Annotated in this window: 19 protein-coding genes; 17 read left to right on the top strand and 2 right to left on the bottom strand. The window is 42.1% G+C overall.

Translation table 11 applies throughout. The annotated features are described in order from the left end of the window. Window positions 1–71 precede the first annotated feature (71 nt). The 7 genes from I2494_RS07380 to I2494_RS07350 all read left to right on the top strand — a co-directional run bounded on the left by I2494_RS07380 (window position 72) and on the right by I2494_RS07350 (window position 11,495). Window positions 72–2,618, top strand: a complete 2,547-nt coding sequence (locus tag I2494_RS07380) for a penicillin acylase family protein (RefSeq protein WP_218466430.1) — start codon at window positions 72–74, stop codon at window positions 2,616–2,618. Then, window positions 2,615–3,712, top strand: a complete 1,098-nt coding sequence (locus tag I2494_RS07375; RefSeq protein WP_218466429.1) for an acyltransferase family protein — start codon at window positions 2,615–2,617, stop codon at window positions 3,710–3,712. The genes I2494_RS07380 and I2494_RS07375 overlap by 4 nt, the downstream gene beginning before the upstream one ends. 174 nt (window positions 3,713–3,886) lie before the next feature. After that, on the top strand, window positions 3,887–5,137 hold the full coding sequence (mdtM, locus tag I2494_RS07370; protein ID WP_218466428.1) for a multidrug efflux MFS transporter MdtM: 1,251 nt from the start codon (window positions 3,887–3,889) through the stop codon (window positions 5,135–5,137). Between the two features lie 209 nt (window positions 5,138–5,346). Further along, window positions 5,347–6,531 carry an ROK family transcriptional regulator gene (locus I2494_RS07365; protein WP_218466427.1) on the top strand — a complete coding sequence of 395 codons (1,185 nt, stop codon included), beginning with the start codon at window positions 5,347–5,349 and terminating at the stop codon, window positions 6,529–6,531. A 39-nt stretch (window positions 6,532–6,570) separates the two neighbouring features. Next, entirely contained in the window at window positions 6,571–7,842 is a 1,272-nt protein-coding gene (locus tag I2494_RS07360; protein WP_218466426.1) for a hypothetical protein, read from the top strand. A gap of 32 nt (window positions 7,843–7,874) precedes the next feature. Continuing rightward, window positions 7,875–9,044, top strand: coding sequence for an MFS transporter (locus I2494_RS07355; RefSeq protein WP_218466425.1), 1,170 nt, complete (start codon window positions 7,875–7,877; stop codon window positions 9,042–9,044). A gap of 459 nt (window positions 9,045–9,503) precedes the next feature. Beyond that, on the top strand, window positions 9,504–11,495 hold the full coding sequence (locus tag I2494_RS07350) for an O-linked N-acetylglucosamine transferase, SPINDLY family protein (protein WP_218466424.1): 1,992 nt from the start codon (window positions 9,504–9,506) through the stop codon (window positions 11,493–11,495). A gap of 223 nt (window positions 11,496–11,718) precedes the next feature. Here the strand turns inward: I2494_RS07350 and I2494_RS20785 are convergent, their stop codons facing one another. Then, window positions 11,719–11,916, bottom strand: coding sequence for an IS1/IS1595 family N-terminal zinc-binding domain-containing protein (locus tag I2494_RS20785; protein WP_456085660.1), 198 nt, complete (start codon window positions 11,914–11,916; stop codon window positions 11,719–11,721). Between the two features lie 970 nt (window positions 11,917–12,886). Continuing rightward, window positions 12,887–13,882: a winged helix-turn-helix domain-containing protein gene (locus tag I2494_RS07345; protein WP_218466423.1), complete on the bottom strand. Its 996-nt coding sequence runs from the start codon at window positions 13,880–13,882 to the stop codon at window positions 12,887–12,889. 488 nt (window positions 13,883–14,370) lie between these two features. Between I2494_RS07345 and I2494_RS07340 the strand changes: the two genes are divergently transcribed. The 10 genes from I2494_RS07340 to I2494_RS07295 all read left to right on the top strand — a co-directional run bounded on the left by I2494_RS07340 (window position 14,371) and on the right by I2494_RS07295 (window position 23,991). Beyond that, window positions 14,371–14,613 carry a Flp family type IVb pilin gene (locus tag I2494_RS07340; protein WP_218466422.1) on the top strand — a complete coding sequence of 81 codons (243 nt, stop codon included), beginning with the start codon at window positions 14,371–14,373 and terminating at the stop codon, window positions 14,611–14,613. Window positions 14,614–14,858: 245 nt separating this feature from the next. After that, the gene (locus I2494_RS07335) at window positions 14,859–15,722 is read left to right on the top strand and encodes a CpaB family protein (RefSeq protein ID WP_218466421.1); all 864 of its coding nucleotides are present in this window, start codon (window positions 14,859–14,861) and stop codon (window positions 15,720–15,722) included. Between the two features lie 78 nt (window positions 15,723–15,800). Then, window positions 15,801–17,258, top strand: coding sequence for a type II and III secretion system protein family protein (locus I2494_RS07330; RefSeq protein WP_228350867.1), 1,458 nt, complete (start codon window positions 15,801–15,803; stop codon window positions 17,256–17,258). A gap of 27 nt (window positions 17,259–17,285) precedes the next feature. Then, on the top strand, window positions 17,286–18,422 hold the full coding sequence (locus I2494_RS07325) for a hypothetical protein (RefSeq protein ID WP_218466420.1): 1,137 nt from the start codon (window positions 17,286–17,288) through the stop codon (window positions 18,420–18,422). A 69-nt stretch (window positions 18,423–18,491) separates the two neighbouring features. Then, a complete protein-coding gene (locus I2494_RS07320; RefSeq protein WP_218466419.1) occupies window positions 18,492–19,778 on the top strand; it encodes a CpaF family protein in 1,287 nt (428 codons plus the stop codon). Then, on the top strand, window positions 19,775–20,680 hold the full coding sequence (locus I2494_RS07315; protein ID WP_218466418.1) for a type II secretion system F family protein: 906 nt from the start codon (window positions 19,775–19,777) through the stop codon (window positions 20,678–20,680). Before I2494_RS07320 ends, I2494_RS07315 begins: the two co-directional genes overlap by 4 nt. A gap of 8 nt (window positions 20,681–20,688) precedes the next feature. Further along, complete coding sequence (locus I2494_RS07310; protein ID WP_218466417.1) at window positions 20,689–21,537, top strand: type II secretion system F family protein; 849 nt, start codon at window positions 20,689–20,691, stop codon at window positions 21,535–21,537. Continuing rightward, window positions 21,525–23,096, top strand: coding sequence for a hypothetical protein (locus tag I2494_RS07305; RefSeq protein ID WP_218466416.1), 1,572 nt, complete (start codon window positions 21,525–21,527; stop codon window positions 23,094–23,096). Before I2494_RS07310 ends, I2494_RS07305 begins: the two co-directional genes overlap by 13 nt. Before the next feature lie 23 nt (window positions 23,097–23,119). Beyond that, complete coding sequence (locus I2494_RS07300; protein ID WP_218466415.1) at window positions 23,120–23,578, top strand: hypothetical protein; 459 nt, start codon at window positions 23,120–23,122, stop codon at window positions 23,576–23,578. 50 nt (window positions 23,579–23,628) lie between these two features. Further along, window positions 23,629–23,991 carry a hypothetical protein gene (locus tag I2494_RS07295; RefSeq protein WP_218466414.1) on the top strand — a complete coding sequence of 121 codons (363 nt, stop codon included), beginning with the start codon at window positions 23,629–23,631 and terminating at the stop codon, window positions 23,989–23,991. Window positions 23,992–24,172: the final 181 nt, after the last annotated feature.

The following is a 24,172-nucleotide window of genomic DNA, read 5'->3' as shown; positions in this document are numbered from 1 at the left end:
ATGAATCGCTGGGTTTATTAACACTAACGGATATAATCGCAAAAGAGTTTTAAATTTTACGGGGTACAGAGATGAGATTACAAGGAACGTTACGCTATTGCCTGCTTATCAGCTCATTGCTGTTAACCGGCTGCCACAGCCTGATCAATCTCTATTATTCCGATACCCTACCCCGCAAAGAAGGTCAAATCACGCTGGCAGGATTACATCAACCGGTCAGCGTACGCTATAACAAGATGGGTGTTCCACTGATTAAAGGCCAGAATCTGGATGATGTGTATCTGGTTTGGGGCTATATCCATGCTTCTGAACGCATTAATCATATGGTGTTAATGCGTCTGACTGCTGAAGGTCGATTATCCGAATATTTGGGAGAAAGCGCCCTGAGCATTGATAGCTTTATGCGCAAAATGCGCTTTCGCCAGGCCGCGGATAAGCTTTATCAGCAAACTAATGCCCAAAATCGCCGCTATCTGCAAGCCTATGCTCAGGGAGTAAACCTGTGGCTGGATACCCATCAGGATAATCTACCGATGGATTTAGCCGCTGCGGACTATCCGGTTCCTGCATGGCAAGCCACAGACGCCATTCTGATTTTATCGCTGGCTAACTTTGGTCTGGCAGGCAACCTGCATGAAGAGATTGATAGCCTGATTATTGCCCAACAGCTGGGCACCGAGCGACTCCCCTGGCTATTTCCGGTTTATCCGGATGAACCCATTCCCCACGCTGAAGCAAAAAAACTGCAGGGGCTTAACCTGCAACCATTACAACAGGAAGCCGACCAGTTAAAGCTGGTTAGCCGATCGCTGGAGAGTATTCATCTCCACGATATTATGGCCTCCAATAACTGGGCAATAACAGCCGATCTGACGCAAAACGGTGGGACTCTGCTGGCAAATGATACCCATCTACCCATTGGTTTACCTTCGCTGTGGAGCATGATCCAAATTGAAACCCCCGAGTGGCAAATGGCAGGAGCTGCCATTCCGGGAATTCCGGCCATCGTACTGGGAGCCACACCGCATCTGGCCTGGGGCTATACTATGGTAATGGCAGATAATCAGGATCTGTTTCTGGAACAGATGCGCCCTACCGACAAAGGGTTTGAATATCTGTATAAAGGAAAATGGCTGCCGGCAAAGCAAACCCGGGAAGTCTTCCATGTAAAAGGGCTGCCAGACGTTAGCGAAAATATGTATGAGACTCAGCACGGCATTTTGCTTAATGAATCACTAAAAAGCCGTAGCTATCTGCTACAACCGCTGGAAGTGGAATCCCGTTACGGCATCGCCCTGAGCACCCTTTCACCAACAAATGACGATAACAGTATTAATGCGCTAATGGCGATTCCCTACCAACGGCAAGTGCCCGAGGCAATGAGATTAGCCAATCAGATTAAAGTTATCTCAGTAAATATGCTGCTGGCGGATAAACAGCAAATTGGCTGGCAGTTAACCGGCAGTTACCCATTACGCAAAAATGGTCTGGGCTTGTTCCCTTCACCGGGCTGGGATGGGAAATATGACTGGCAGGGAAGCGTTCCTACCAAAAGTTATCCGTCGGCATTAAAAAATAAACAAGGCTGGCTGGCCAGCGCCAATAACCGCATTGTAGAAAAAGGTTATCCGGTTAATTTTTCACAAACCTGGGCCCATCCGGAACGCTTCGAACGCATATCGACCATGTTGAATGTTACCGACCAACATAGCCTCACTACCATGAAGCAAATGCAGTACGACCAGTTGGATCCCATGGTAGCCAAACTTCAGACTTATCTGAGCGAGCCGGCACTCAGTATCGCTATCGCCCGCCTGCCAGAGCCAGAACAGCAACAGGCGAGATTGGCCCAGTCCCGACTGATGGATTTCGACGGCCAGCTACATGCAGATAGTCCGACAGCGGCACTGTATAATCTGTTTTTATCAGCGTTTAGCCACCAACTGTTTGCCGATGCGTTTACTAACCATCCACAGGCCTGGCATGCTTTTGTTGAAAGTTCAAAATCCTACTCGGCTCAGGCTGACCACTTGTTATGGCAGGATGACACTAAAACCAACGCCAGTCCGTTCTGGCAAAAAGCAGATCCGGCTCGCAGCGGTAAAGCGGCGATTGTGGCTTATGCATTGGCAGCCGCTATACAAAACGGAGAACAGCAACTTGGCAGTGACTATTCCCGCTGGCAATGGGGGCAGTTGCACCGTTATAAATGGAACAGCCTTTCATCACAAATAGCGGCATATTTACCGGAAGAGCAACAAAAAATGATTGGTCGCCTCGACGGCTATCTGAACCGGGGGCCTTATCCTGCTGGCGGTAATATCAACACGATCAATATTGCCAGTTACACCATGGGGCAAGACTTCAATACGTTGCTGATCCCAGCCATGCGCTTAATTGTAGATTTCAGCCAATCCGATCCGGTTTGGGTAATGAACAATGCCGGCCAGTCAGCGAATCCGGCCAGCCCACACTATGCTGATAATATTGATGACTGGTTAACAGGGGAGTATCAAAACTTACCTTTCAGTCAGGAAGGTCAACAGCGACTGTACAGTGCCGATGTACTCAATTTTATACCGGGACAAACATCATTATCGGCATTTGAGGCACCATGACATTAATCAGGCTGTTTCAGCGGTTTACGCCTATTGAGCAAGCGGTCTCTCACCAGCTTGATATGCTACGCGGTTTCAGTACCGCCATGGTGCTGTTCTGCCATGCCTATTTACTGTTTCTCTATCCGGTCTGGCCTGCCGTTATGTTGCCGGTTTATCTGTTTGCTCACGCCTGGGTGATGGCACTGTTTGCCCTGAGCGGCTTTTTGATCTGTAAATCTGCCTGTTATAACATTCAGCAAAATCACCAGTTCAGCGTTAAACGCTATGCTTTTTCCCGCTTAAACCGCATTGTTCCCCCTTTCTATTTTGGTTGCGCAGCGCTGTTATTCATTTATCTGATCTCACCCTGGTTTTTTGCCTCCGGTAGTCGTGAACTGGCGGTTATCAGCGATACCATGAGTCAGGCCAAAATGGTGTTGGATGTTAAAAGCTTCACCGGCGTTCTGCTGTTTGTGAACGGATTTTTAACTGAAACACCCGCCAGTAACTTCTCCTTCTGGTCGTTGCCGTTCGAGGTTTGGTTTTATGTTCTATTTGGCCTGCTACTGTGGCCACGCAACAAAATAGCGATCTTTATCGCTGTATTGTTACTATTGGTATTAAGTCTGCTTAATTATGCTTTTCTGCTGTATAGCTTGATTTGGTGTGGTGGCGCTATTGCCGCACTGTTGCATAACCATCAACGTCAGCTTAAAGCCGGCGTTTTAATAACGCTCTTTTCCAGCGTCACTATCGTGTTGCTTCTGTTGGCTGCAATAGGACTATTGATGCTACCGGCGGAGGTAGATAAACCCAAACTGCTGCTGGCATTATACGGCACGTTGTGTGGTATCGGTTTTGGATTACTGTTTTACCTGATGAGTTTTCAACGCATACGTATTCGTCTGCCAGGCTATCGGTTAGCAAGAAGTTCATACACCATCTACATTCTGCACTTTCCATTACTGTTGTTTATTTATGGTATTGTGCAGCCCTATATTTATCGAAATTCCTTTCTGCTACTGGCTGCTACATGGGTGATTGCCTGTGCTGTCATGCTGCTGGGGCTTATCGTTGGTCGATATATTGAGAGGCTAAAGCCTTTCCCTTAACCATCATGTTAATTAAAACTGGCTAAGGACAATTGCCCGACAGATTTATCCGTATCAATCCAAAATAGCAATCAGTGATAAGCGCAATAAAAACCAGAACATTAAAGTAACGCCCCCGTATCCGGAAAATCATAGATAAGAACAGCTGGTTCGGAAGTGAAGGAGCCCTATTTTATGCAGTCACTATTTCGTTTTTTTGCTCGCCACAGCACCACGCTATTCTTTCCCATGGCGTTGATTCTGTATGATTTTACCGCCTACCTGAGCACCGATATGATCCAACCCGGTATCATTCATGTGGTACGGGATTTCAACGCCAATGTTAGCCTTGCTCCAGCATCGGTCAGCCTGTATATGGCCGGAGGTATGGCGCTACAGTGGTTATTAGGCCCGTTATCCGACCGTATTGGCCGTCGACCGGTGTTGATAACCGGAGCCCTTATTTTTACCCTCGCCTGTTTTGCTACACTGTTCACTACCTCAATGGAGCAATATTTGTTGGCGCGTTTCATTCAGGGCACCAGCATCTGCTTTATTGCCACTGTTGGTTATGTGACGGTACAGGAGGCGTTTGGTCAGATAAAAGCCATTAAACTGATGGCAATCATCACCTCTATTGTATTGATTGCACCGGTTATCGGTCCGCTGGTTGGGGCTGCCCTGATGCAATTCACGCACTGGAAAGTGTTGTTTGGCATGCTTGCCGTTATGGGACTAATCGCCTGGCTGGGGTTGCTGTTCAGTATGCCGGAGACCATCAAAAAAAGTGATCGGCCGTTTAGTGCTGGTACCGTCGTTAATGATTTCAGGAACGTGTTTCGCAATCGTATTTTTCTTACCGGCGTAACAACCATCTCATTAAGTTATATCCCAATGATGAGCTGGGTTGCGGTCTCTCCGGTGATCCTGATAGATGACGGTGGCCTCACCCCATCAGAGTTTGCCTGGATGCAAGTACCGGTATTTGGGGCAGTTATTTTGGCCAATATTGTTGTGGCTAAATTTGTCAAAGACCCCGGTTCACCCACGTTTATCTGGCGCGCGGTGCCTTTTCAGTTGGTCGGCCTTATTACTCTTATCGCCGGTAATTTACTCATGCCGCATGTTTGGCTATGGTCTATTCTCGGCACCAGCCTTTATGCATTTGGTATCGGACTTATCTTTCCAACCCTTTTTCGCCTCACGTTATTCTCTAACGACCTTCCCAAGGGCACGGTTTCCGCTTCATTGAATATTGTGGTTCTCAGCACCTGTGCCGCCTCAATTGAAGTTGCCCGCTGGCTCTATTTTAACTTGGGGGGAAGAATCTCTTTTCATCTGTTGGCGCTTATCGCCGGCTTTATGGTGGTATGGTGCTTAGCTAAGCTACTAAGTCGTCTTCAGGATCGTGAAAAAATGCTCGTAGCTAATCCCGAAAATAGCTAAACCTCATAATACGTGAAGCTCGACATTAACGCCGTAGCTTCACTCCTTCATTAAAAATGTGCTGCACGCCACAAAAGTTCACAAAGCAAACCAATAGATCAATAAAACGCTTTACAAGGTGTGATATTCGAGTCTATTTTATAAAAAAACACATTTCAGCCTATTTTTTTACTTAATTAGTTTAGATTCAAAACTAATTGGAGAATAACATGAGTCCTAACGTACCAAATACCCTGAGACTGATGAATAAGTCTTTAGTTCTCAATGTGATTCGTGAACATACGCCCCTTTCCCGGGCCCAGATAGCTAAAGTCTCGGGTATCACTAAAGCCACTATTTCTGAAATTGTGACAGAACTGCTGGATGAGAAGATCATCTATGAAAGTGGTATGACTGAAGGCGGTCTGGGACGTAAAGGCGTAATGGTTAATTTTGATGCTAACCACGGTGTTGGTGTTGGTATCGATCTGGGTGGCACTAAAATATCGTTCTCCTTATTTAACCTGAATGCTGAATTACTGGCCACCGCACAGACTGAAACCTATAAGGTTGCGACACGCGTTGAATTTTTACAGCACTTTAATCATGCCATTCGACAGTTCCTCAACCAGCATGCTGTTAGCGCGGATAAACTCAAAGTCATTGGTATCGCTACGCCTGGCATCGTTGATTATCATCACGGTATTGTGCTGGAAGGTTCACCTAACCTGCCGGAATGGGAAAACATCCCTTTGGCTGATGAAGTGTCCGCCGTGTTTAAAGTACCGGTGGTGCTGGAAAACGATATCCGCTCCGCCCTGATAGGCGAAATGTGGCGCGGCAAATGTCAGAGAGTCCATAGCGCTGCATTAATTGGCGTCGGTACCGGGTTAGGCGCAGCATTATTAATGGATGGCAAAATCATTCGCGGTGCTAATAACGCTGCCGGTGAGATCGGCTATATGATGTTTAGCCGGGAACATCTCTCCCATAACTGGCGTAATAAAGGCTGTTTTGAAGTTCATGCTTCCGGCTCCGGCATCAGCCAACGCTATCAGGAACTCAGCGGAAAAGCGTTGAGTGCCGAAGCCATCGCTAAACTGGCCCAACAGGGTGACACACTAGCTGAATCGCTATTCCGAGAACTGGCTGACTATTTAGCCATTGGCATCTTGAATATTGTTGCTATCGCCAACCCGGAAAAAATTATTCTGACCGGCGGCGTAACTCAATCGGCGCCACAATTCCTGCCTTATATACAGGCGCATATTAACCAACATACATTTTCACAAACCTTAATTCAGATAGAGCAATCCGAACTGGGCACTCAGGCTCCACTCTACGGTATTGCCGTACTGGCGTTGAATCAGGTTTATCCTTCGATTCAATTTATGTCAGACGCTCAGCTCAGTTAGCGCCAACTAAATAGACGATTATCAAGCGAGGATTTCACCATGTCAGGTATTCATCTCCACCCTCACGATATTCTTGATGAAGGCGTGGATAACATTGTTAGCCGGTTGGCAAAGATGGGTGATGTTGACCATCTGTTTGTGGAAGTTAATACCATATTTGAACGTAACCCCTATCCGGTAGGTCATCTTCCCCATAATCCGGTTCATCAGGTCGTCATGGGAACCGGAACCCTACACGCCAGACTGAACGATTATCAACAGGGCGCGCTGTATCAGCGTGTTGACCCCACTATTCTGGCGGGTCAGGATCCATTAGCTATCATCAAGCAGGAAACGGATGGTAGCACGATGAAAGTCATCCCCTGGGTCAATATTCTTAACGGTGATTTTGCCGGCGATCTGGCAAATAACCAGGTGATTGATTTTCAGGGCGATCCGGTTGAGCACTGGCTGTGTCCCAATGCCCCGGATGTGATTGAACTGTGGAAAAAAACCTTCCACAGTCTGCAAAAAACATACGGTTATGATACCTATCTGATTGACCGTATTCGCTTCCCTGACTGGGCAGGTAAAACCGTTAACCCACGTGGTTTGTTAACCTGCTTCTGCCCGCACTGCCAAAAAAAGATGCAACAGCAGAATATTGATATCAGCAATCTAATATTCACCATTAATCAATTAGTTATTTTGCTCAAACAGCATGAATATGATGTAGTTGTCGATTACCTGCTTAATGACCCGGTGTTGAAACAATGGCAACAATTCCGTCAGCAGAGCATCAGCAATTTTGTTAAAAATCTGCTGCATGACGTTAATCAACATGATGGTTCGTTGAAGCTATGGCTTGACCTGTGGCCACCGGCTTATTCATGGATCCTGGGACAGGATTATACCCAGCTCACCAAACTCTCTCCGGCATTAAAACATTTCCCTTACCACAAGCTGGGTGGCGGGGCTGATGTGCAGGGGCTGATTAATTTTCTGGCTAATACGCCAGAGAAACAGGAAACGGCTTTCTCCGCCTTCCTGCGGTTATTCAATTTGCCTTATGACCTGAGCTACCAGCAGTTTAAACAACATGGATTTCCTATCGCTTTCGTTAAGCAGCAAAACGATATTGTTCGTGAGCGCTCACAGCCCGGCACCTGGATTTTCAGCGGTATTCAAATGTGGAATATCGATGCCGATAGCCTGTCAGAAGCAGTGAAGGCCGCTAAAAACAGCGCCTGTGATGACCTGCTGTATTACTGCTATGGATGGGCAACCGACGACCTGTTTACCGCTATCGGTCAACAATCCGCTAAACGCTAACACTTTCATCCTGACATCAGGGAGAACAAAACATGACTAATGCACAAAAATGGAAAGTGTTCTTTTTGTTGTTTACCACTATGTTTCTACTGGGTGGTATCCAAAACACCAAGGGCATCATTCTGGAACAGGTCCATCATGACATTGGTTTAACCATGTCACAAATAGGTACCCTGATTTCTACTTTTCAATACGGTTTTCTTATTGCCAGCCTGCTAACCGGTTACTTCACCGATAAGAAAGGCTTACGCTTTATGATGTTTATTGGTGCCAGCTGTATGGCGATTGGTTTGGTCGGCACCAGTATGGCATTTACCGTGATGCTGTTTCTTGGCTTCTATCTGGTTATCGGGCTGGGTATTGGTTCGATGCTGGTGTCTATCGTTACCGTGATTCCGACTTTTTATAAAGAGCGTGCCGGTATGATGTTCAACGTGGCAAACGCCATGTTCGGCGTTGGTATGATTGTCACGCCACTGGTGCTGAATATGATGTTCAGCCATAACATTTCATGGCGAATCTTCTATATTGCCGTAGCGGTTATTGTAGCGCTGATCTTGCTGGTACTCACCACGCTTCGACTGGAAAAGTCCGGCGGCATGGATATGAATGTCAAAGATTTTATGCAGCTATTAACTAACGGCCGTTTGATGTTAGTCATCGCCTACTTACTATTTTATGTCGCGGCAGAAGTGGCTTTCCTTAACTTCTTCCCTATTTTCTATAGCTCGCTGGATATTGCCAACGCCACCGTCGCCGAAAAAACCGCTACCGGTGCCTATGTTATTGCCAGCTTCGCGGTGCTGTTTACCATAGGGCGATTTATCGGCGGCTTCATTAATATGCGTCTGGGGGAGCGTAATACGCTGATTCTGTTCTCTGCCCTGTCGCTGATTACGCTAATTATCAGTCGCATGATGGTATATGAGTGGATCTATGCCTTTATGGCCTTCGGTTTTGCCATGTCGGTTCTGTTCCCTACTGCTTCCGCTATTGGTACCCGTATGACTGATAAAAACGGCAGTATGCTGGGGCTGATATATGTAGCATCAGGGTTGGGTGGCGCATTTGCCGGTTGGCTGGTGGGTATGCTGTCAGATACTTACGGTATCGCATTTGGCTTTAATACTTTGATTGGTTTCGTTTGCGTATTTCTGGTGCTCTCCTGGTTTGTCAGAGAAGTACCGGATACGGCCAAATAGTCAGAGGTTTATAATAGTAAAATAATCAAGAACGTATTAAGGGACGAGAAATATCTCGTCCCTTTAGACTGCTAACAAACTTAATCAATCAGCAACGGTGCATATTCCAGCCGTAAAAACAGTATTGCTCATATCATCCTGGTGCCCGGCCGGAAGACCATTTGTACTTAGATAAAGCAGCTACGACCCCAACGGACAACGCTTTCGTTGCCCCGAAGGGCAGGCGTTAGCCTGTAAATCTCTCCCTCCGATAAGCTATGCTAAAACATAAAACTGAATCATATGACTTTGGCTCATCAAAATGACGAATCCCACCTTTATTGGTAAACTTAGGTATTACTTACTGAAGGTGAATATTTACCTATTAAGCCGCCAGTTTTAACACAGCATCAAGTATGACGCGTAGGCTATGAGACAGATTTAATTCTGTTGTTCATATCGATAGCTCCAGGAGGGGCAATGAAGAGCAATCCACAAATTTTAAATCAGAAATATCAAGAAGCCCTTGGTTTGTATAATAAAGGTGAATACTTAAAAGCCGAGGGAATTCTGCGTCAGTTGATACAGCGAGCGCCAAGATTTGTTGATGCCCTACACCTGTTAGGTGTTGTTTATTATCTGCTTGGCCGACATAGCGAAGCAGAGTCGTTTATTCGTAAAGCAATCCTTATCAAACCCAGTTCTGAATGCCATTTCAATCTTGGTCTGGTTTATCGTGAATTAAATAAAGATGCTGAAGCGGAAACCGCTTTCCTCAACGCCATAAAACTGGATCCGCGACATGCCAAAGCCGCCAATAATCTTGGCAATATAGAACTTACCAGAAAGAATTTCGCTAAAGCAGAGCACTATTATAATCTTGCTATCACCAGCTCACCTAAATATGCCTTAGCCTATAAGAATTTAGGCCTTATTCTCAGAGATACCAATCAGGAAGAAAAAGCCAGGCAGGCACTGCTGAAGGCCATTGAATTTGATCCTAATCTTGCTGAGTCTTACTCAATTTTGGCTGGTATGTATGAGAAAGATGGTGAATTCCAATCAGCTATCGATATGTTTAAAAAGATTGATAATTACTGTTCCGCACAGCGTGCTGCTCGCCGTGGGGCGTTCTGGGATGGGCTTGATGAATTGGACAAAACGACACTGCAAAGTTTAACCAGCAGTAACGAATTCAACTTTTTTGAACCATGGTCACTGTTGAACGTCTCCGGGTTAACGCCAGTTCAGCACAGAGATATTGGTAAGAAGTTTGCTCAGTTCAAGCTAAAAGGGGTATTACAGCGCCCTCCCGTGCCGCTGGCTCCGTCATTACCTGCCGATAGTGTATTAAGGATCGGATATCTCTCATCTGATTTCTATAATCATGCCACTATGCATCTGATGTCCGGCATCCTGGAAAAGCATAATACCGATAACTTCTTTATTCGGCTTTACTCCTATTCCCCTCAAAGAAAAGACGCCTACACCGAACGACTGAATGCCTTAAACATGGAAGTCGTCGATCTCAGTAATATGTCGGACAGTGCCGCCGCTAAGACAATTGCTCAGGATAATTTACATATTCTGGTGGATTTGAAAGGCTTTACGCAAAACACCCGGCTGGAGATTACCGCACTACGTCCGGCACCGGTTATTGTGAGTTGGTTAGGCTACCCCGGCTCGTTAGGTGAACCACGACTGGCGGATTACATTATTGGCGATCCGGTGGTCACCCCCGTCGAGCATGCAGAACACTTCAGTGAAACATTGGCATTAATGCCCTACTGTTATCAGCCTAACGATGACAGAAAGAAAATTGCCCCACGCCCAACCCGTGCGGAGCAAAACTTACCGGAAGACGCTTTCGTTTTCTGTAGTTTTAACCAAATCATGAAATATACCCCGGAGACGTTTGCACTTTGGTGCAAACTGCTGCACAACGTACCAAACAGCGTGTTGTGGTTACTTACCAGTACATCAGTACCCGTAGATAACTTACGCGCTGAAGCAGTGAAAAATGGTATTGATCCACAGCGCCTGATTTTTGCCGATAGCCTGTCCGTAGAACAGCACCTTGGTCGTTTACAACTGGCTGATTTAGCGCTGGATACCTACCCGGTAGGTTCACATACCACCGCCAGCGATGCCCTATGGGCTGGAGTACCTTTAGTGACTCGCCTTGGGCCACTATTTGCCAGTCGTGTTGCAGCAAGCTTGCTTACCGCCGTAGGGTTACCAGAACTGGTGACTGCTACCGATGAGGATTACTATCAGCTGGCGCTTTCATTAGCTAACGATCCGGCACGACTTCAGCAGCTAAAAGAGAAACTGGCCGCCAATCGAACCACCTCACCGCTGTTTGATACCGAGCGCTTTACCCGCGATTTAGAGCGGCTGTATCGGGCTATATGGCAGCAGCATAGTATCGGGAATACTGAACATCATCCTATCGTTTTACAAAGCGAGTAGACCCGTTAAACAGAAAACTGCGCTCTTCGATGTGGAGAGCGCAAAATATCTCAGTTAATAGCACCAAAACGATCAAAACATATCAGGATCTACCCAACTCTCTTATGTCGTTTTTCAGTTCTTAAAGACAGCGATTATATTTTGTGTTTCATTCCCTGTTTCTCCAGAATGAGGCCGGGATCTCAACATTGAATGGCGTATATTAATGACCGCTAACATCGGTTTAAGAATCGATAGGTTTAACTCCTGATTTTGGATATTTATCCCCTCGATTTTTGTAGGCTGAATAGACATATCTTAACTGAAAAGTTCGCTGACAATGCTTACACATATACCGTTGGTAACCCGATTTGGCCTTACCATATTTTCTGACTGAATGTGTTTGTAAACAGTAGCAGCAAGGTACATTTTTAATAACCATTTCATTTTCTCCTGATAGCTGTCTATCATTCTTGTTAACTGGTCATACCTACTCATCTCAATATTTACTGATTTTTTATACTGATAACTGACGAATGCCTGCTGGATAATAATGAACTCAATCTCCGTTATTCCGCCCGGAAATGTACTACAGACAAATATCAGCGCCGTTAGAGCACTCTCTAAAAGAGAGTTCTAAATATGTTTTTGCCTATACCTAATCAAAGGCATTAATTGTATTTAATAAACATTCGCTACCTAATGGCAGATAACATGAATAATGACTCATAGCTCCTGTAGAATAACCAGAGCAAAAAAAGATGACATTACTCCACTTTACCCATGAAAAAACATCAGAATAAAATATAAACAAAAATCAAAACAATAACTTCTTAAGCGACAATAAGATTAAAGCACGAACAATAATATCAATCAACACAACAAAGACAGCATAAAGAACCAATTAAAGTAAAAATAACAACAACTACAACCAAAGCGTTGCGCCCAGATAAAATTATTAATATGATTTATTTTCATATGTTGATAATACTTTTTTCAATATCTCTTATTTTCTTAAAAAGAATAAAAATCACGCTAAAAAATAATTAAATAACTCATAAATAATGATTCAAAAATAATAACTCATAAATTAAATGTATTTAAATTTTAAAAACTATTTAATGACCTGATTATTCTCATCACAAAAAGATAATGACCCTGGTATCACACACATAAGTACTGAAGCGACTAAATTAGCCGCTCAGGACAGATGCCAAAAATGGTCAACCTGAATTTGACTACCGCTACAATGAGTTAAACAGTGGTAAAATATAATTTATGCTGAACTATGCAGTTTACTATCATTAAAAATTGAAATTTCCGTTCTAAATAACACTTACCACTATATGGACATCTCTTTTTCAAACTAACTTACTGACGTCAAGCATCTAAAAAACCTTTTTAGATTCAATTTATTGAGTGGAAATATGTATACACTGACGGGCAATTTCATCAATGGAAAAATTTGAGGAAAATCTTTTTTCGGTTAACTGAAAATGTTGGAAAAGAAACTGCTCTTGATCATAGATACAACTTAGCAAGATCGAGCCATGAGAGCTAAAAATCATTATCTTGACAGATTTTTCATTATCATCTGAAGCCAGATATTTCATAAAGGCATTTTTTATTGTTTGTATATACAGCGTATTATCATTACCCCGATGGAACGCAATGATTTTTAATTTGTTATTTACTATGCTTTCAGTATGTGTGCTAAGCGAAAAATTTATCAGCTCATCAGAGGCTTTATTGTGATTTGAAACCATCCAGGTGATGATACAAAAGAATAGAAAAGAGAGAATGTTAATAGCTTTGGAGGTTAATTTGGTGTAGCCGGGAACTATCCGATGAAAATTTATTCGTTTTTTTTTACACTGAGAAATATTTTCCTTGTCCTTGTCCTTGTCCTTGTCCTGATATCTATCTTTTTCCTTATCCCTGTCTCTTTCCACCTCACAAGTTAGAGCCTGTTTGCGGTCGTTCTTATCTGAGTCTCTGGATTGAGCAAGATATAAATCTATCGCTTCGTAAAAAACTTGTACATGGTAAATCCCATAGCCTATTCGTGGTTTATTTTTAATCACACGATGAGGTTTATCACAATCCATTAGCAAAGAACGAAGAGATAAGATTAACTGCCGCAAATTATTACTGGTAATTAATTTATCACTAACGCCACTTCGTTGAAGAGTCGAATTGCTGACTATATGACCAGAATTAGATAAAAGAACAAAAAGTATACTGGATTCAAGTGGACTTAACTCTTTCAATATATTAAAGATATATCCTTTAGCTTCATCATCATATATATAAATAGCGATTTCGTTGGGCATTGATTCTATGAATATTGCTATACATTCATTTTGCAAATTGATAGAAAACTTCCTTCCTCTCGAATCATCAAGCATAAAAACACCCTATAACACGTATAAAAATAGATTATTAAGAAATTATTAACATACTAATTTATATATCCAATTAACACTCAAGCACAAGAAAATAATAACCTGCAACCCATAATTGTGATGAAAGTCTGGTTTTTATATTAGCGTATATTTATGTTACTCACATGTAATGTGAACATTATTATTATATTATTTACCTTCAAAAAATAACAACAGATAAAAACAAAAATTTAAATAAAAAATAACTATAAAACAAAATAAAAACAATTATTAACGCATAAAACAACACCACATAACATGTTGTTTTAAATATATTTATTATCAAAAAAAACGCATATGAGATTAATTAATCGTTGATACTGCGTTATCTATAAAAAACCAAGAGAAATAAACATTTTTTTATATTATTGTAATGTAACAAAAGGTAAGAGCGGCACAAAGAAAGGTAAAACGTTTTGTTTTATTAAAAAGGAAAAACGGAGATAAAGATTATGATAATAAATGACATGACAATTAAAGGATATATCAAACTGGCTCAGGCGAAACAGGCCGTTAAAAAGTTTGTTAACAGTGAAAAAGGGGTTACCGCAATTGAATACGCCGTTGTTGTTGCCGGTGTTACTGCGGTGGTAATGGTTGTTTTCGGTTCAACCGGTCCGGTCAAAGAAATGCTTGAAGGTACATTTGAAACCTTAAAAACTCGCGTTGAAGGATTAATTGAAGCGCCAGAATAAAACAAGATAGATTCGCTGAACTCATAATTGAAAAACTTAATTTCCCCTGACGGGAAATTAAGCCTGAATAGTCACTAACAATAAAAGCGTTGATAAACGTTTATCAACGCTTTTATAAAAACAATATGTATAAAAATACCGGAAGTAAAATCCGTGCGGTAGCTATGCCAAAAATAACTGATTATCAATATAGCAAGATACATATATGACACCCGTTATAAATCTTGAGATTAGGGATGCTTACAATGAAGAAAAATGTCTTGGTTATTTATATTGTCATGACAGTTATTGGAATGATTGGCCTTTTCCTGATATTAAGCAAACCCGAACCTCAACCAGCCCCCGTTCAGGTAACTGCTAATCCAGTAGAACCGGCACAAGAAACCATTACTGTTGCCATGGCGTTAAAAGAGATTACAGCGAATACCGTATTAAGTACCGATGATTTTCGTCTACAAACCATGAAAATTGTTCAGGGCAGCGACGAGAAAAGGCAATTCTCGATAGGAACGAAAACACTGGCCACATCGATTGTGAATACCCCTGTCGCGGAAGGAGCATTGATTCCTGTTTCATCACTTATTGAGCCGGACTCCCCGGAATATCTGGCTATGTTTTTACAACCAGGAAATGTACTTTATACCTTCCAGTTATCCCAAAATGATAACTACCTCTTCGATAATATTAAAGCGGGTCAGGGTATTGATATCTATCTGGCTTATGGCAGGAAAATATTGAACGATGGCAGTGAGGAGATCGTCTCACCCAGTTCATCCATTGAAAATACACGCCTTAAACCACTACTAAAAGATCGCCGAGTGCTTGCGCTTCGGCCCGCAAAAGTCGTTGATAGAAATGGTGTTCCGGTTATAGAAAGCGGAAGCCAATTAATCGCCGAACTCAAAGATAAAGACGTCAAACTTCTGAAAGGTCTGGAAGACAAAGCGAAACTGATCATATTTCCTGCCTCACATAAAGAACATGCGATCAACGACAAATCCATTCTGCCGGATGTTGAAGCCATGTGGCCCGTTTCAGAAGACATCATTCTGGATACCAATACCAGTGGCACAGAAACTAAACAGACTGTTCATGAGCTACGTGGTTAAACCATCGCATTCACTGATAGTTTTTGGTGCCGTTAAGGCATGGTTACTCGATAAGAGCATCATCAAGGGATATAAATAATGAAAAGGTTATTTATGCACGTTTTCATATTTGGTAAGTCCGCCATCCGAACGCTTTCATATCCGCTTATGGCATTAGTCCTTTTTTTTGCCGTCAGCAGTGCAGCTTCTGCAAATTCAATTTTTCTGAAATACGGTCAGTCGAGAAATATCACGGTACCTGCAGGTCTGGAGACTGTCTTTGTCTCTAATCCTCGCGTCGCTGATTACAAAGTTATTAACGATAAAAATATCGTTATCTATGCAAAAAGCACCGGGAATTCCGAATTAATCGTTTATGGAAAAAACTCGAAAGTATTACTCAAACGTAATATCAGTGTTGACCCTTTCCTGGGCGATCTTAACCAGCGAGTCAGCAAAGAATTCCCCGGTAATAACGTTGAAATTACCCGTTTTGTTGGTGATGCCAATGCCGATAAAGTGACTTATATCATTAGCGGAACCGTTTCTGATGAAGAGAGTATGGATGCTATCTATCGTCTGGTTGGAGCAACCATCAGCGGTGTAAGAGACGATGAAAAGGATTCCACAAGAAACATTGGTGAAACCAATAAAGTAAAAGATATCAGTTTCATGAAAAACAGACGATATGAGAATGTTATCAATCGTATGCAACTCTTAAATACCAATCAGGTTAATGTGCAATTAACCGTTGTTGAGGTCAGCAAGAGTTTTACTGATGCATTAGGTATCGACTGGAGTAGCCTGACTCTCGACAGCATTATGACCGGTGGAACCACGGCGAATAATCCAGGTGTCTTTAGCTTGATCGGATTTAAAGGCGGATTCGACTCTAAAAATATCAGCAATACGATTAATGCCATCCAAAATGATTCTGTTGCCCGAATCATGGCGCAGCCGAATCTGACCGTCTTATCCGGTGAAACAGCCGATTTTTTGGTTGGTGGAGAGATTCCAATTCTAACCAAAAATGATAATAACGAAGGGACGTCAGTCACTTATAAAGAGTACGGAATAAAATTAAGTATTGCGGCCAAGGTGGAGAAAAAACAGAAAATTAAACTGTATTTATCCAATGAGATCAGCAGTGTTTCCGGTTCTTATGCATACAATACTTATAACATCCCTACTCTGGTCACTCGTCGTTCAAGTTCGACGATTGAATTGGCTGACGGTGACAGTTTTGTTATTGGTGGTTTACTCAGTGAAAATGATAAAGAAACCTTAGGCAAAGTTCCTTTTATCGGTGAAATCCCTATTCTTGGCGCATTAGCCCGCAATTCAAGTACACAACGAGAGAAAACCGAGCTGGTCATATTTGCCACGGTTAATCTTGTCAGACCGGTTACCTCCACTCAACCAATCTATTTACCCGATTACAACAAAAGCAACAGCAGCCAGCTGTTCTTCAATGTCAACGTAGATGAAGTCACGTATGAAGACAGGCTTTCTCAGAATACCCACAATTTCCTGAACCGCGGTGGTTTTTCTAAATAGACAGTCAATGTATCTGGAATCTTAAATATGAAACTATTCAACGATGACAAAACAGAACAGAACAAAGCCAGCGCGATTAATCCCGAAACTCAACATCGAGTCGCGATCATCTCTTCGCGTAAACGAATACTGGATGATATCAATAGTACTCTGCTGATGTACGATATTGATGATACGGAAAGTATCATGCAGAATTTCTTAAGTATTTCCGATATTACCATTACGCAGGGGGCGGATGTCATTGTCGCCGATATTGAAAACTGCACGGATATCACCAAGCTTCAACAATCTATTGCCCTGTTAGTTCCGGTAAATACACGCTGTATCCTGCTGGGAGATAGTGACTCAATTATCTTTGCCCGGGAAATGAATAAGTTGGGGGCATCGTATCTTCACCTTGCCAGTCAATTACCTGAACTACCGGAGTTTGTACTGGAGCAATCCAACAATACTCTCATGCGCGGCTCAATTATCTTCAGTGTTCTGGGGTGTAAAGGAGGCAGTGGTGCATCATCATTTTGCTACGATTTGCTGCAAACCGCCGGCAAAGCAAGCACCATCCCGCTCTTAATGGTTCAGGGTGCCGCAGGAAGTTTAGATCTGGATTTACTGCTGGGAAGAGCCATACCGAAAGATGGTTCTATTTTGCCTTTTGATAAGAATATCAGCGTCAAAATGGAACAAAAGGAGCGTCCCTGGAACTATGAAGACCAAAATTTTAACCGTTTCAATATGATCTTTATTGATAATCCGGTTTACAACTGCTCCCAGGAACGGCTTGACTACATTCTGAAGTATTCTCATAGCTTACTACTGCTAATTACCCGTGATTTGTCTTCTCTGCGCATCGCAAAAACGGTGCTTGACCATATTTCACGTAGCGGACTATCCGGTAATACCGCCCATGTGCCCAGAGTGTTTATTTGCCTGAACAATTATCGCCCTCCGATTAAAAACGAACTCACAAACAGTGATATTGAAGAGTATCTCGGGCAATCCATTGATGTTATTCGCGCCTATCAACAAGATCCGAAGAAAAGGAATGAGAACGTTGATGACGCATTGCGTCAGTTTGCCGCCATGTTGTTAGGTAAAAAAGCCTTACACACAGAATCCAGTCCAAAGAGTTTCTTCAAATCTTTTTTTGAAAAAAAAGTCAATTGAATCAAAAAGAAACTTTAACTCTATAAATAGGATTACGGATAATCCAGGTTAATAACTGAGCTAACCAATATGGATAAAAAGAACTCCCCAACACTGCTCTTAATTCGGGAACTGGTATTAAAAAACATTGATTTGGAAAAACTCAATGACTTGAGAAACGATCGGGATTTACTGATAAAAGAAATCTCAGAAAACATTCAACGCGTCGTGACAACATCGGGTCGTTATCTATCAAGTCATACATTAAACCAACTCACTGAAAGTATTGTCGACGAAATTACCGGTTACGGCCCTCTGCGAGAACTCATGGAGGATGATTCAATCAGTGATATTTTGGTCAATGGCCCTAACCATATTTACGTTGAGCGCGGTGGATGCCTTGAACGCGTCAATAAAAAATTTATCAGTAATGAACAATTAACAGAAATTGCTCGCCGATTAGTCTCTAAAGTGGGTCGCCGCATTGATGACTCCCAACCTCTGGTGGATGCCAGAATGCCGGATGGCAGTCGTTTAAATGTGGTTATCTCCCCTATCGCTCTGGATGGAACTTCGATTTCCATTCGTAAGTTTGGTAAAGGAAAAAAGACCCTTTCCGATCTGATTGAATACGGCAGCATTAACGAAATGATGGCTAATTTTCTGGTGATTGCTGCACGTTGTCGGGTAAATATCATCGTATCCGGAGGAACCGGGTCAGGAAAAACCACCTTACTCAACGCCTTATCACAATATATTGGCGATGATGAACGTGTACTGACATTAGAAGATGCCGCCGAATTGCGTCTTCTGCAACCACACGTTGTTCGCCTTGAAACCCGTATGGCCGGTTCAGAAAACCGCGGAATGATCTCCATGCGTAATCTGGTGGTTAACTCATTGCGTATGCGCCCCGATCGCATCATTGTTGGTGAGTGTCGGGGCGAAGAAGCCTTTGAAATGTTACAGGCCATGAACACCGGCCACGATGGTTCCATGTCGACTTTACATGCCAACTCCCCTCGTGATGCGTTGGCTCGTCTGGAGAGCATGGTGATGATGTCAAGCGCTGCCCTGCCCCTTGTCGCCATTCGCCGCAATATCGCATCAGCCATCAATTTAATATTACAAGTCAGTCGCCTGCCAGACGGTTCGCGGAAAGTGATCAATATTACTGAAGTGATGGGAATGGAAGGTGAAAACATCATTCTACAGGATATCTTCACGTTTACTGCATTACCTGAACGTGATGAAAATGGTCGGATAAAAGGAAACTATAACTCATTCGGATTACTGCAGCGTTCTGCTGTTTACCGGAATGCAGTATTCCATGAATTAATCGAGCCACTGAAGCAATTATTTGGGAAATCATCATGATTGCACTTTTTTTCGCTATCCTGCTTTTACTCGGTATTATTCATATAACTTTATATTATCGACAAAACAGGAGACTGAAACGCCTTAATTATATTGAATCATTTTCAACCAATATTACATTTGGCGAAAAGCTGAGTGGATATAGTTATGGCATGGCAATAACCAATATATGGAATGACTTTTATCGCCATATAAAAGGTAAAAATAGATCTGTCACTATCAAACATGCACTTATTCTCTTTATTATATTAATTAGTGGTCTGGTTATAAATAATCAATATATCAGAATGAGTATTGAGATTTTTTTACCGATGCTGGCTGTTATAACACTTTATGGTTTGTATTTACGTAGTAAAAAGGCAACCAGGCTGGAATTTGAAGAGGGGTTTGCCGAAGCCCTGAATATTATTAATGGCTCAGTCAGTGCCGGAAACTCCTTACTGCATGCTATTGAGCAGTGTGGGCAGAAAATAGAGGGTATCGTAGGCGATGAGTTCAAAATAGTATCTCAACGATTAGAGATCGGTGAAGATGTAGAACGCGTTTTTATGGACTCTTACCAACGTCTTTTCTACCGGGAATACTTTTTCTTTATTATTGCTGTATTAATTAATATGAAAGGCGGCGGTGAAGTGAAGGAAGTCATTAGTCGTCTGAGTAAACTTATTTCTAATGCACGAATCATGTACAGGAAGAAATATGCAAAAACCGCTGAGCCAAGGGCATCAATTAAAATATTAGTGATGATTCCTATTGGTTTCTTTTTCTTCCTTAAATTTCTCAGCCCGGAAAACTTTGACATTCTTCTAAACGATCCTACCGGACGCATGATTCTTTATTACTGTATAGCAAGCGAGTTATTTGGTCTTTTTTGTGTTTGGTCGATGATGAATAAAATATAGGTAATATTATGGCTTATATATTGGCATTACTATTCTTAATCGGTATTTTTGGCATTGCACAGCATCTGTATAAACAGAAAAGAAAAGATTCCGTTAAACAAATGCTGGAAATTGCCACTCACTCTGCAACCTCCTCCGTAGCTGAAAAGAAAGATGACTCACCGACAGAAAGATTACTCAGAAAAAGCAGCAAGGGTGTCGTTCTTGCGGCAATGCTTGATAAAAATATTCTGTTTAAAGCACTGGCGATAATATTTGTTGTTTTAACTGTACAGATCTTAGAGTCCTTAGAAATACTCGTTTTGTCTCAGACAATGAAAGTATTAATACTCTTCATATTTATTGCTTCTATTATTTTATTACCCAATAGGATCAAGAATATGATCATTAGCTCACGGGTAAAAAGAATCTCTGAAGATTTACCCTTTGTTATTGACATGATGGCCGTATGCGTTCAGTCCGGTATGACAATTGAAAATGCTATTCGCTATCTTGCTGTCAATACGGCAACCATTAATCCGGATATTTCTGTTTTACTGACACGCGTTATTATGAAAATGGAAGTCAGTGGAATGTCGGAAGCGTTAGATATGCTTAATGAAGAAGTGCCAAGTCAGGAAGTAAGAATGCTGGCTTCTACATTACAGCAAAGTATTAAATTTGGTTCTTCCGTTTATATGGTTCTATTAGATCTCTCAAAAGAAATGCGAGAAATGCAATTGCTTGCGATAGATGAAAAAGTATCAGGCCTGGCTGCAAAAATGTCATTACCCATGATCGTATTTATTATGTTCCCTATTTTAGCACTTGTTGGTGGACCTGGATTTATAAGGATGGTGGCGCTGTGGCCTTCATAAATAAAAATATTATATACGTTACACTTTGTGTATTACTTCTTAGTGCCTGCCAGAGAAGTATATACGGTGAAAATCAACTGGATGAGAAACAGCAGGAATATATCCTGACTAAGGTCAATAACTATCAGGGTTTAGTCAAACTCTATCGTGAGAAATTAAGTCGTAAAGAGGATCCTACTGTTCGCTTTAAATTGGCTGAATATTACAATCTTGTGGGAGACTACGATTCTTCTCTTCACTACCTTGAACCCTTAATTGAAAATAGACCAAACGATAAAGTCTATCTGCTACAGGCTAAAAACCTGAGTGCTACAGGTAAAGACCAGCAAGCGCTGGCAGCGATTACTTCAGCACTAAAATTGAATGCCAAAAATGGTGAAGCCTATAACATGCTGGGTGTACTTCAGGCACAGCAAGGTGAGTTTAATGCCGCTTACCAATCGTTCAATACGGCTCGTGCACTTTTTGTTCCGGAAGAACAGGTTGTCAATAATCTGGCCATGCTGATGATTCTTCAGGAAAATTACCAGCAGGCTTACAGTTATCTCATGCCGCTGTATCTCAGAGGGCATAGCACACCGTCGATAATACATAATCTCGTTTTTGTCTTAGTCAAAATGGACAATTATGAAGAGGCGGACAATTTAATTCGCGTAAATGGCTTAAGTGAAAGACCAGAACAATTAATTTCTGAATTAATGAGTACCGCAACACGCGTTAAGCGTAGCGATACGGAGGATATCTCTCTCGATAAGACAACGGTGCTGACTTCCGATGAGGAAACACCAACAGAATCAATAGCAAGTACGATCGTCCCTCCTTTTCCGGTGTTAGAACAAAAAGAGATAGCAACCAAAACGGCGCTCTCTGCAACACCTGAAGTTCAGACGCTAAGTTCACCGATTGCAGAGCCTAAAACCGAGAGTGCTACCGCTAAAGCGGCACCCTCTTCCATACCTAAAACTCCAGCACCTATTCTGGAGATAAGCTCACCAGTGACAGAACCACAACCGGTCACCGCTACGGCAAAAACAGCAGAACCGCCTGCTTCAGCAAGTAATACATCGTCATCAATAAAACCTCTGGATACCCTGGCGATAGATAAACTGGTTCAACCGCCGCCGATTATGTCAGGCGTAAGTGCCGGCACAAACAGCGTCACCACCACGACTCGCCCATCAACCTCATCGGTTAATTCAAATAGGGGCAATATTAATGAAGTGACAAATGCACGTTTTGGTACCCATTCCGGATTCTCTCGTCTGACACTGGAGTCCTTAAAGAATATAAATTTTGAGAAAGTGGCTCAAAATGAGAACACAACATTACAAGTCATTCTTAATAATACTCGTCAGGGTAATAATATGCCGAATGTTTTATCTAAAATAACCCGGCATATCGGTAATAAACACCGGGATATTAAAAAGATAAGTATTGAACAGAAAGAAGAGGATTCATTATTAATTACCTTTCATTTCATAAGGGATATGAAAGTGAATATCTTTAAAATTCCTGCTGAGAAAAACAAAAAAGAACGCCTTGTTTTTGATTTTATATAACAATACTTTAATCGCGAGTTTTTATGAAAATTTATGAATATAGGGGTATTTTAGTTCGGGTTCCCGAAACCACGAAATTTATTGGTGTTGGTGCTGATGGCACAATTAAAGCTTTCACTAAAATGCCTGACACTAATTTTGATGGTTCTTTAGATGATAGCTATTCTTCGCCTTTAACGGTATTGAATGCCAATAAATCATTAATTGATATTTCATTACTCAAAGTTTTTGCTCCGTTAGTATTAACTGAGACAGTCGCCCCTGGTTCAAAACCTTTTAAAATTGGAGATAAATATATTATTCAGTCAGCTGTTGATGAGGAGGCCTGTCTAAATTCTGAAGTGCATATCGTCGTTAATTGTTATACCCCGGGCACTGCACCCTGGACACAAGTTATTCATGTACACGTCAACGGATTATCAATTGATAACCAGTTGCTTTCCAGCGTCGTTGAGATTTTGCATGAATTACATGCGGTATAACAACACCTTCATTTTTTATATTCTAAAGTACAAGAGAAAGGAAATTAGTAATGGCAAATTTGAATGATAAAATCAAAGAACTGTTAGAGATCGATGGATCATTATGTGCAGCAATGGTTGATAGCAAAAATGGTATGCTCTTAGCTTCTGCAGGTTCTGGTGTCGACATTGAAATCGCTGCCGCAGGTAATACAGATGTATTACGAGCAAAAATGAAAACCATTAATTTATTAGGCCTCAATGATAAGGTTTCCGATATCCTTATTACTCTGGAAAAACAGTATCACATTATTAAACCGCTCCACTCGGTGGAAGGAATATTTATCTATTTAGTTCTTGATGTCCGGAATTCTAACTTAGCGTTAGCCAGACGCAAAGTGAGCGATTTCGAATCAACGATCCAGGATATCTGAACGTTTGATGAATCTGGAGCGGGAGGTAGCCTGACGGGGCTACCTCAGCCTACAGCGCCAGTGGTTCAGGAAGAGGTATCCGTAACGGAAGCTTCACTTGTATCACCTACGATATCGATGCCTGAAGCCCCCAACGATCAAGCCTTCCCGGAGGATAACTTACGGAATAACGATATCGTTA

It is taken from the genome of Limnobaculum allomyrinae, from assembly GCF_016649425.1.
Lineage (GTDB): Bacteria > Pseudomonadota > Gammaproteobacteria > Enterobacterales > Enterobacteriaceae > Limnobaculum > Limnobaculum allomyrinae.
The sequence above is the reverse complement of the archived record's forward strand: the minus strand, read 5'-3'. Positions and strand labels throughout refer to the sequence as shown.

What these genes read in the sequence shown, in the direction of transcription:
- I2494_RS07380 (WP_218466430.1), top strand. Translation starts at nt 72, where the DNA reads ATGAGATTACAAGGAACGTTACGCTATTGCCTGCTTATCAGCTCATTG.
- I2494_RS07375 (WP_218466429.1), top strand. Translation starts at nt 2,615, where the DNA reads ATGACATTAATCAGGCTGTTTCAGCGGTTTACGCCTATTGAGCAAGCG.
- mdtM (WP_218466428.1), top strand. Translation starts at nt 3,887, where the DNA reads ATGCAGTCACTATTTCGTTTTTTTGCTCGCCACAGCACCACGCTATTC.
- I2494_RS07365 (WP_218466427.1), top strand. Translation starts at nt 5,347, where the DNA reads ATGAGTCCTAACGTACCAAATACCCTGAGACTGATGAATAAGTCTTTA.
- I2494_RS07360 (WP_218466426.1), top strand. Translation starts at nt 6,571, where the DNA reads ATGTCAGGTATTCATCTCCACCCTCACGATATTCTTGATGAAGGCGTG.
- I2494_RS07355 (WP_218466425.1), top strand. Translation starts at nt 7,875, where the DNA reads ATGACTAATGCACAAAAATGGAAAGTGTTCTTTTTGTTGTTTACCACT.
- I2494_RS07350 (WP_218466424.1), top strand. Translation starts at nt 9,504, where the DNA reads ATGAAGAGCAATCCACAAATTTTAAATCAGAAATATCAAGAAGCCCTT.
- I2494_RS20785 (WP_456085660.1), bottom strand. Translation starts at nt 11,916, where the DNA reads ATGGTTATTAAAAATGTACCTTGCTGCTACTGTTTACAAACACATTCA.
- I2494_RS07345 (WP_218466423.1), bottom strand. Translation starts at nt 13,882, where the DNA reads ATGCTTGATGATTCGAGAGGAAGGAAGTTTTCTATCAATTTGCAAAAT.
- I2494_RS07340 (WP_218466422.1), top strand. Translation starts at nt 14,371, where the DNA reads ATGATAATAAATGACATGACAATTAAAGGATATATCAAACTGGCTCAG.
- I2494_RS07335 (WP_218466421.1), top strand. Translation starts at nt 14,859, where the DNA reads ATGAAGAAAAATGTCTTGGTTATTTATATTGTCATGACAGTTATTGGA.
- I2494_RS07330 (WP_228350867.1), top strand. Translation starts at nt 15,801, where the DNA reads ATGAAAAGGTTATTTATGCACGTTTTCATATTTGGTAAGTCCGCCATC.
- I2494_RS07325 (WP_218466420.1), top strand. Translation starts at nt 17,286, where the DNA reads ATGAAACTATTCAACGATGACAAAACAGAACAGAACAAAGCCAGCGCG.
- I2494_RS07320 (WP_218466419.1), top strand. Translation starts at nt 18,492, where the DNA reads ATGGATAAAAAGAACTCCCCAACACTGCTCTTAATTCGGGAACTGGTA.
- I2494_RS07315 (WP_218466418.1), top strand. Translation starts at nt 19,775, where the DNA reads ATGATTGCACTTTTTTTCGCTATCCTGCTTTTACTCGGTATTATTCAT.
- I2494_RS07310 (WP_218466417.1), top strand. Translation starts at nt 20,689, where the DNA reads ATGGCTTATATATTGGCATTACTATTCTTAATCGGTATTTTTGGCATT.
- I2494_RS07300 (WP_218466415.1), top strand. Translation starts at nt 23,120, where the DNA reads ATGAAAATTTATGAATATAGGGGTATTTTAGTTCGGGTTCCCGAAACC.
- I2494_RS07295 (WP_218466414.1), top strand. Translation starts at nt 23,629, where the DNA reads ATGGCAAATTTGAATGATAAAATCAAAGAACTGTTAGAGATCGATGGA.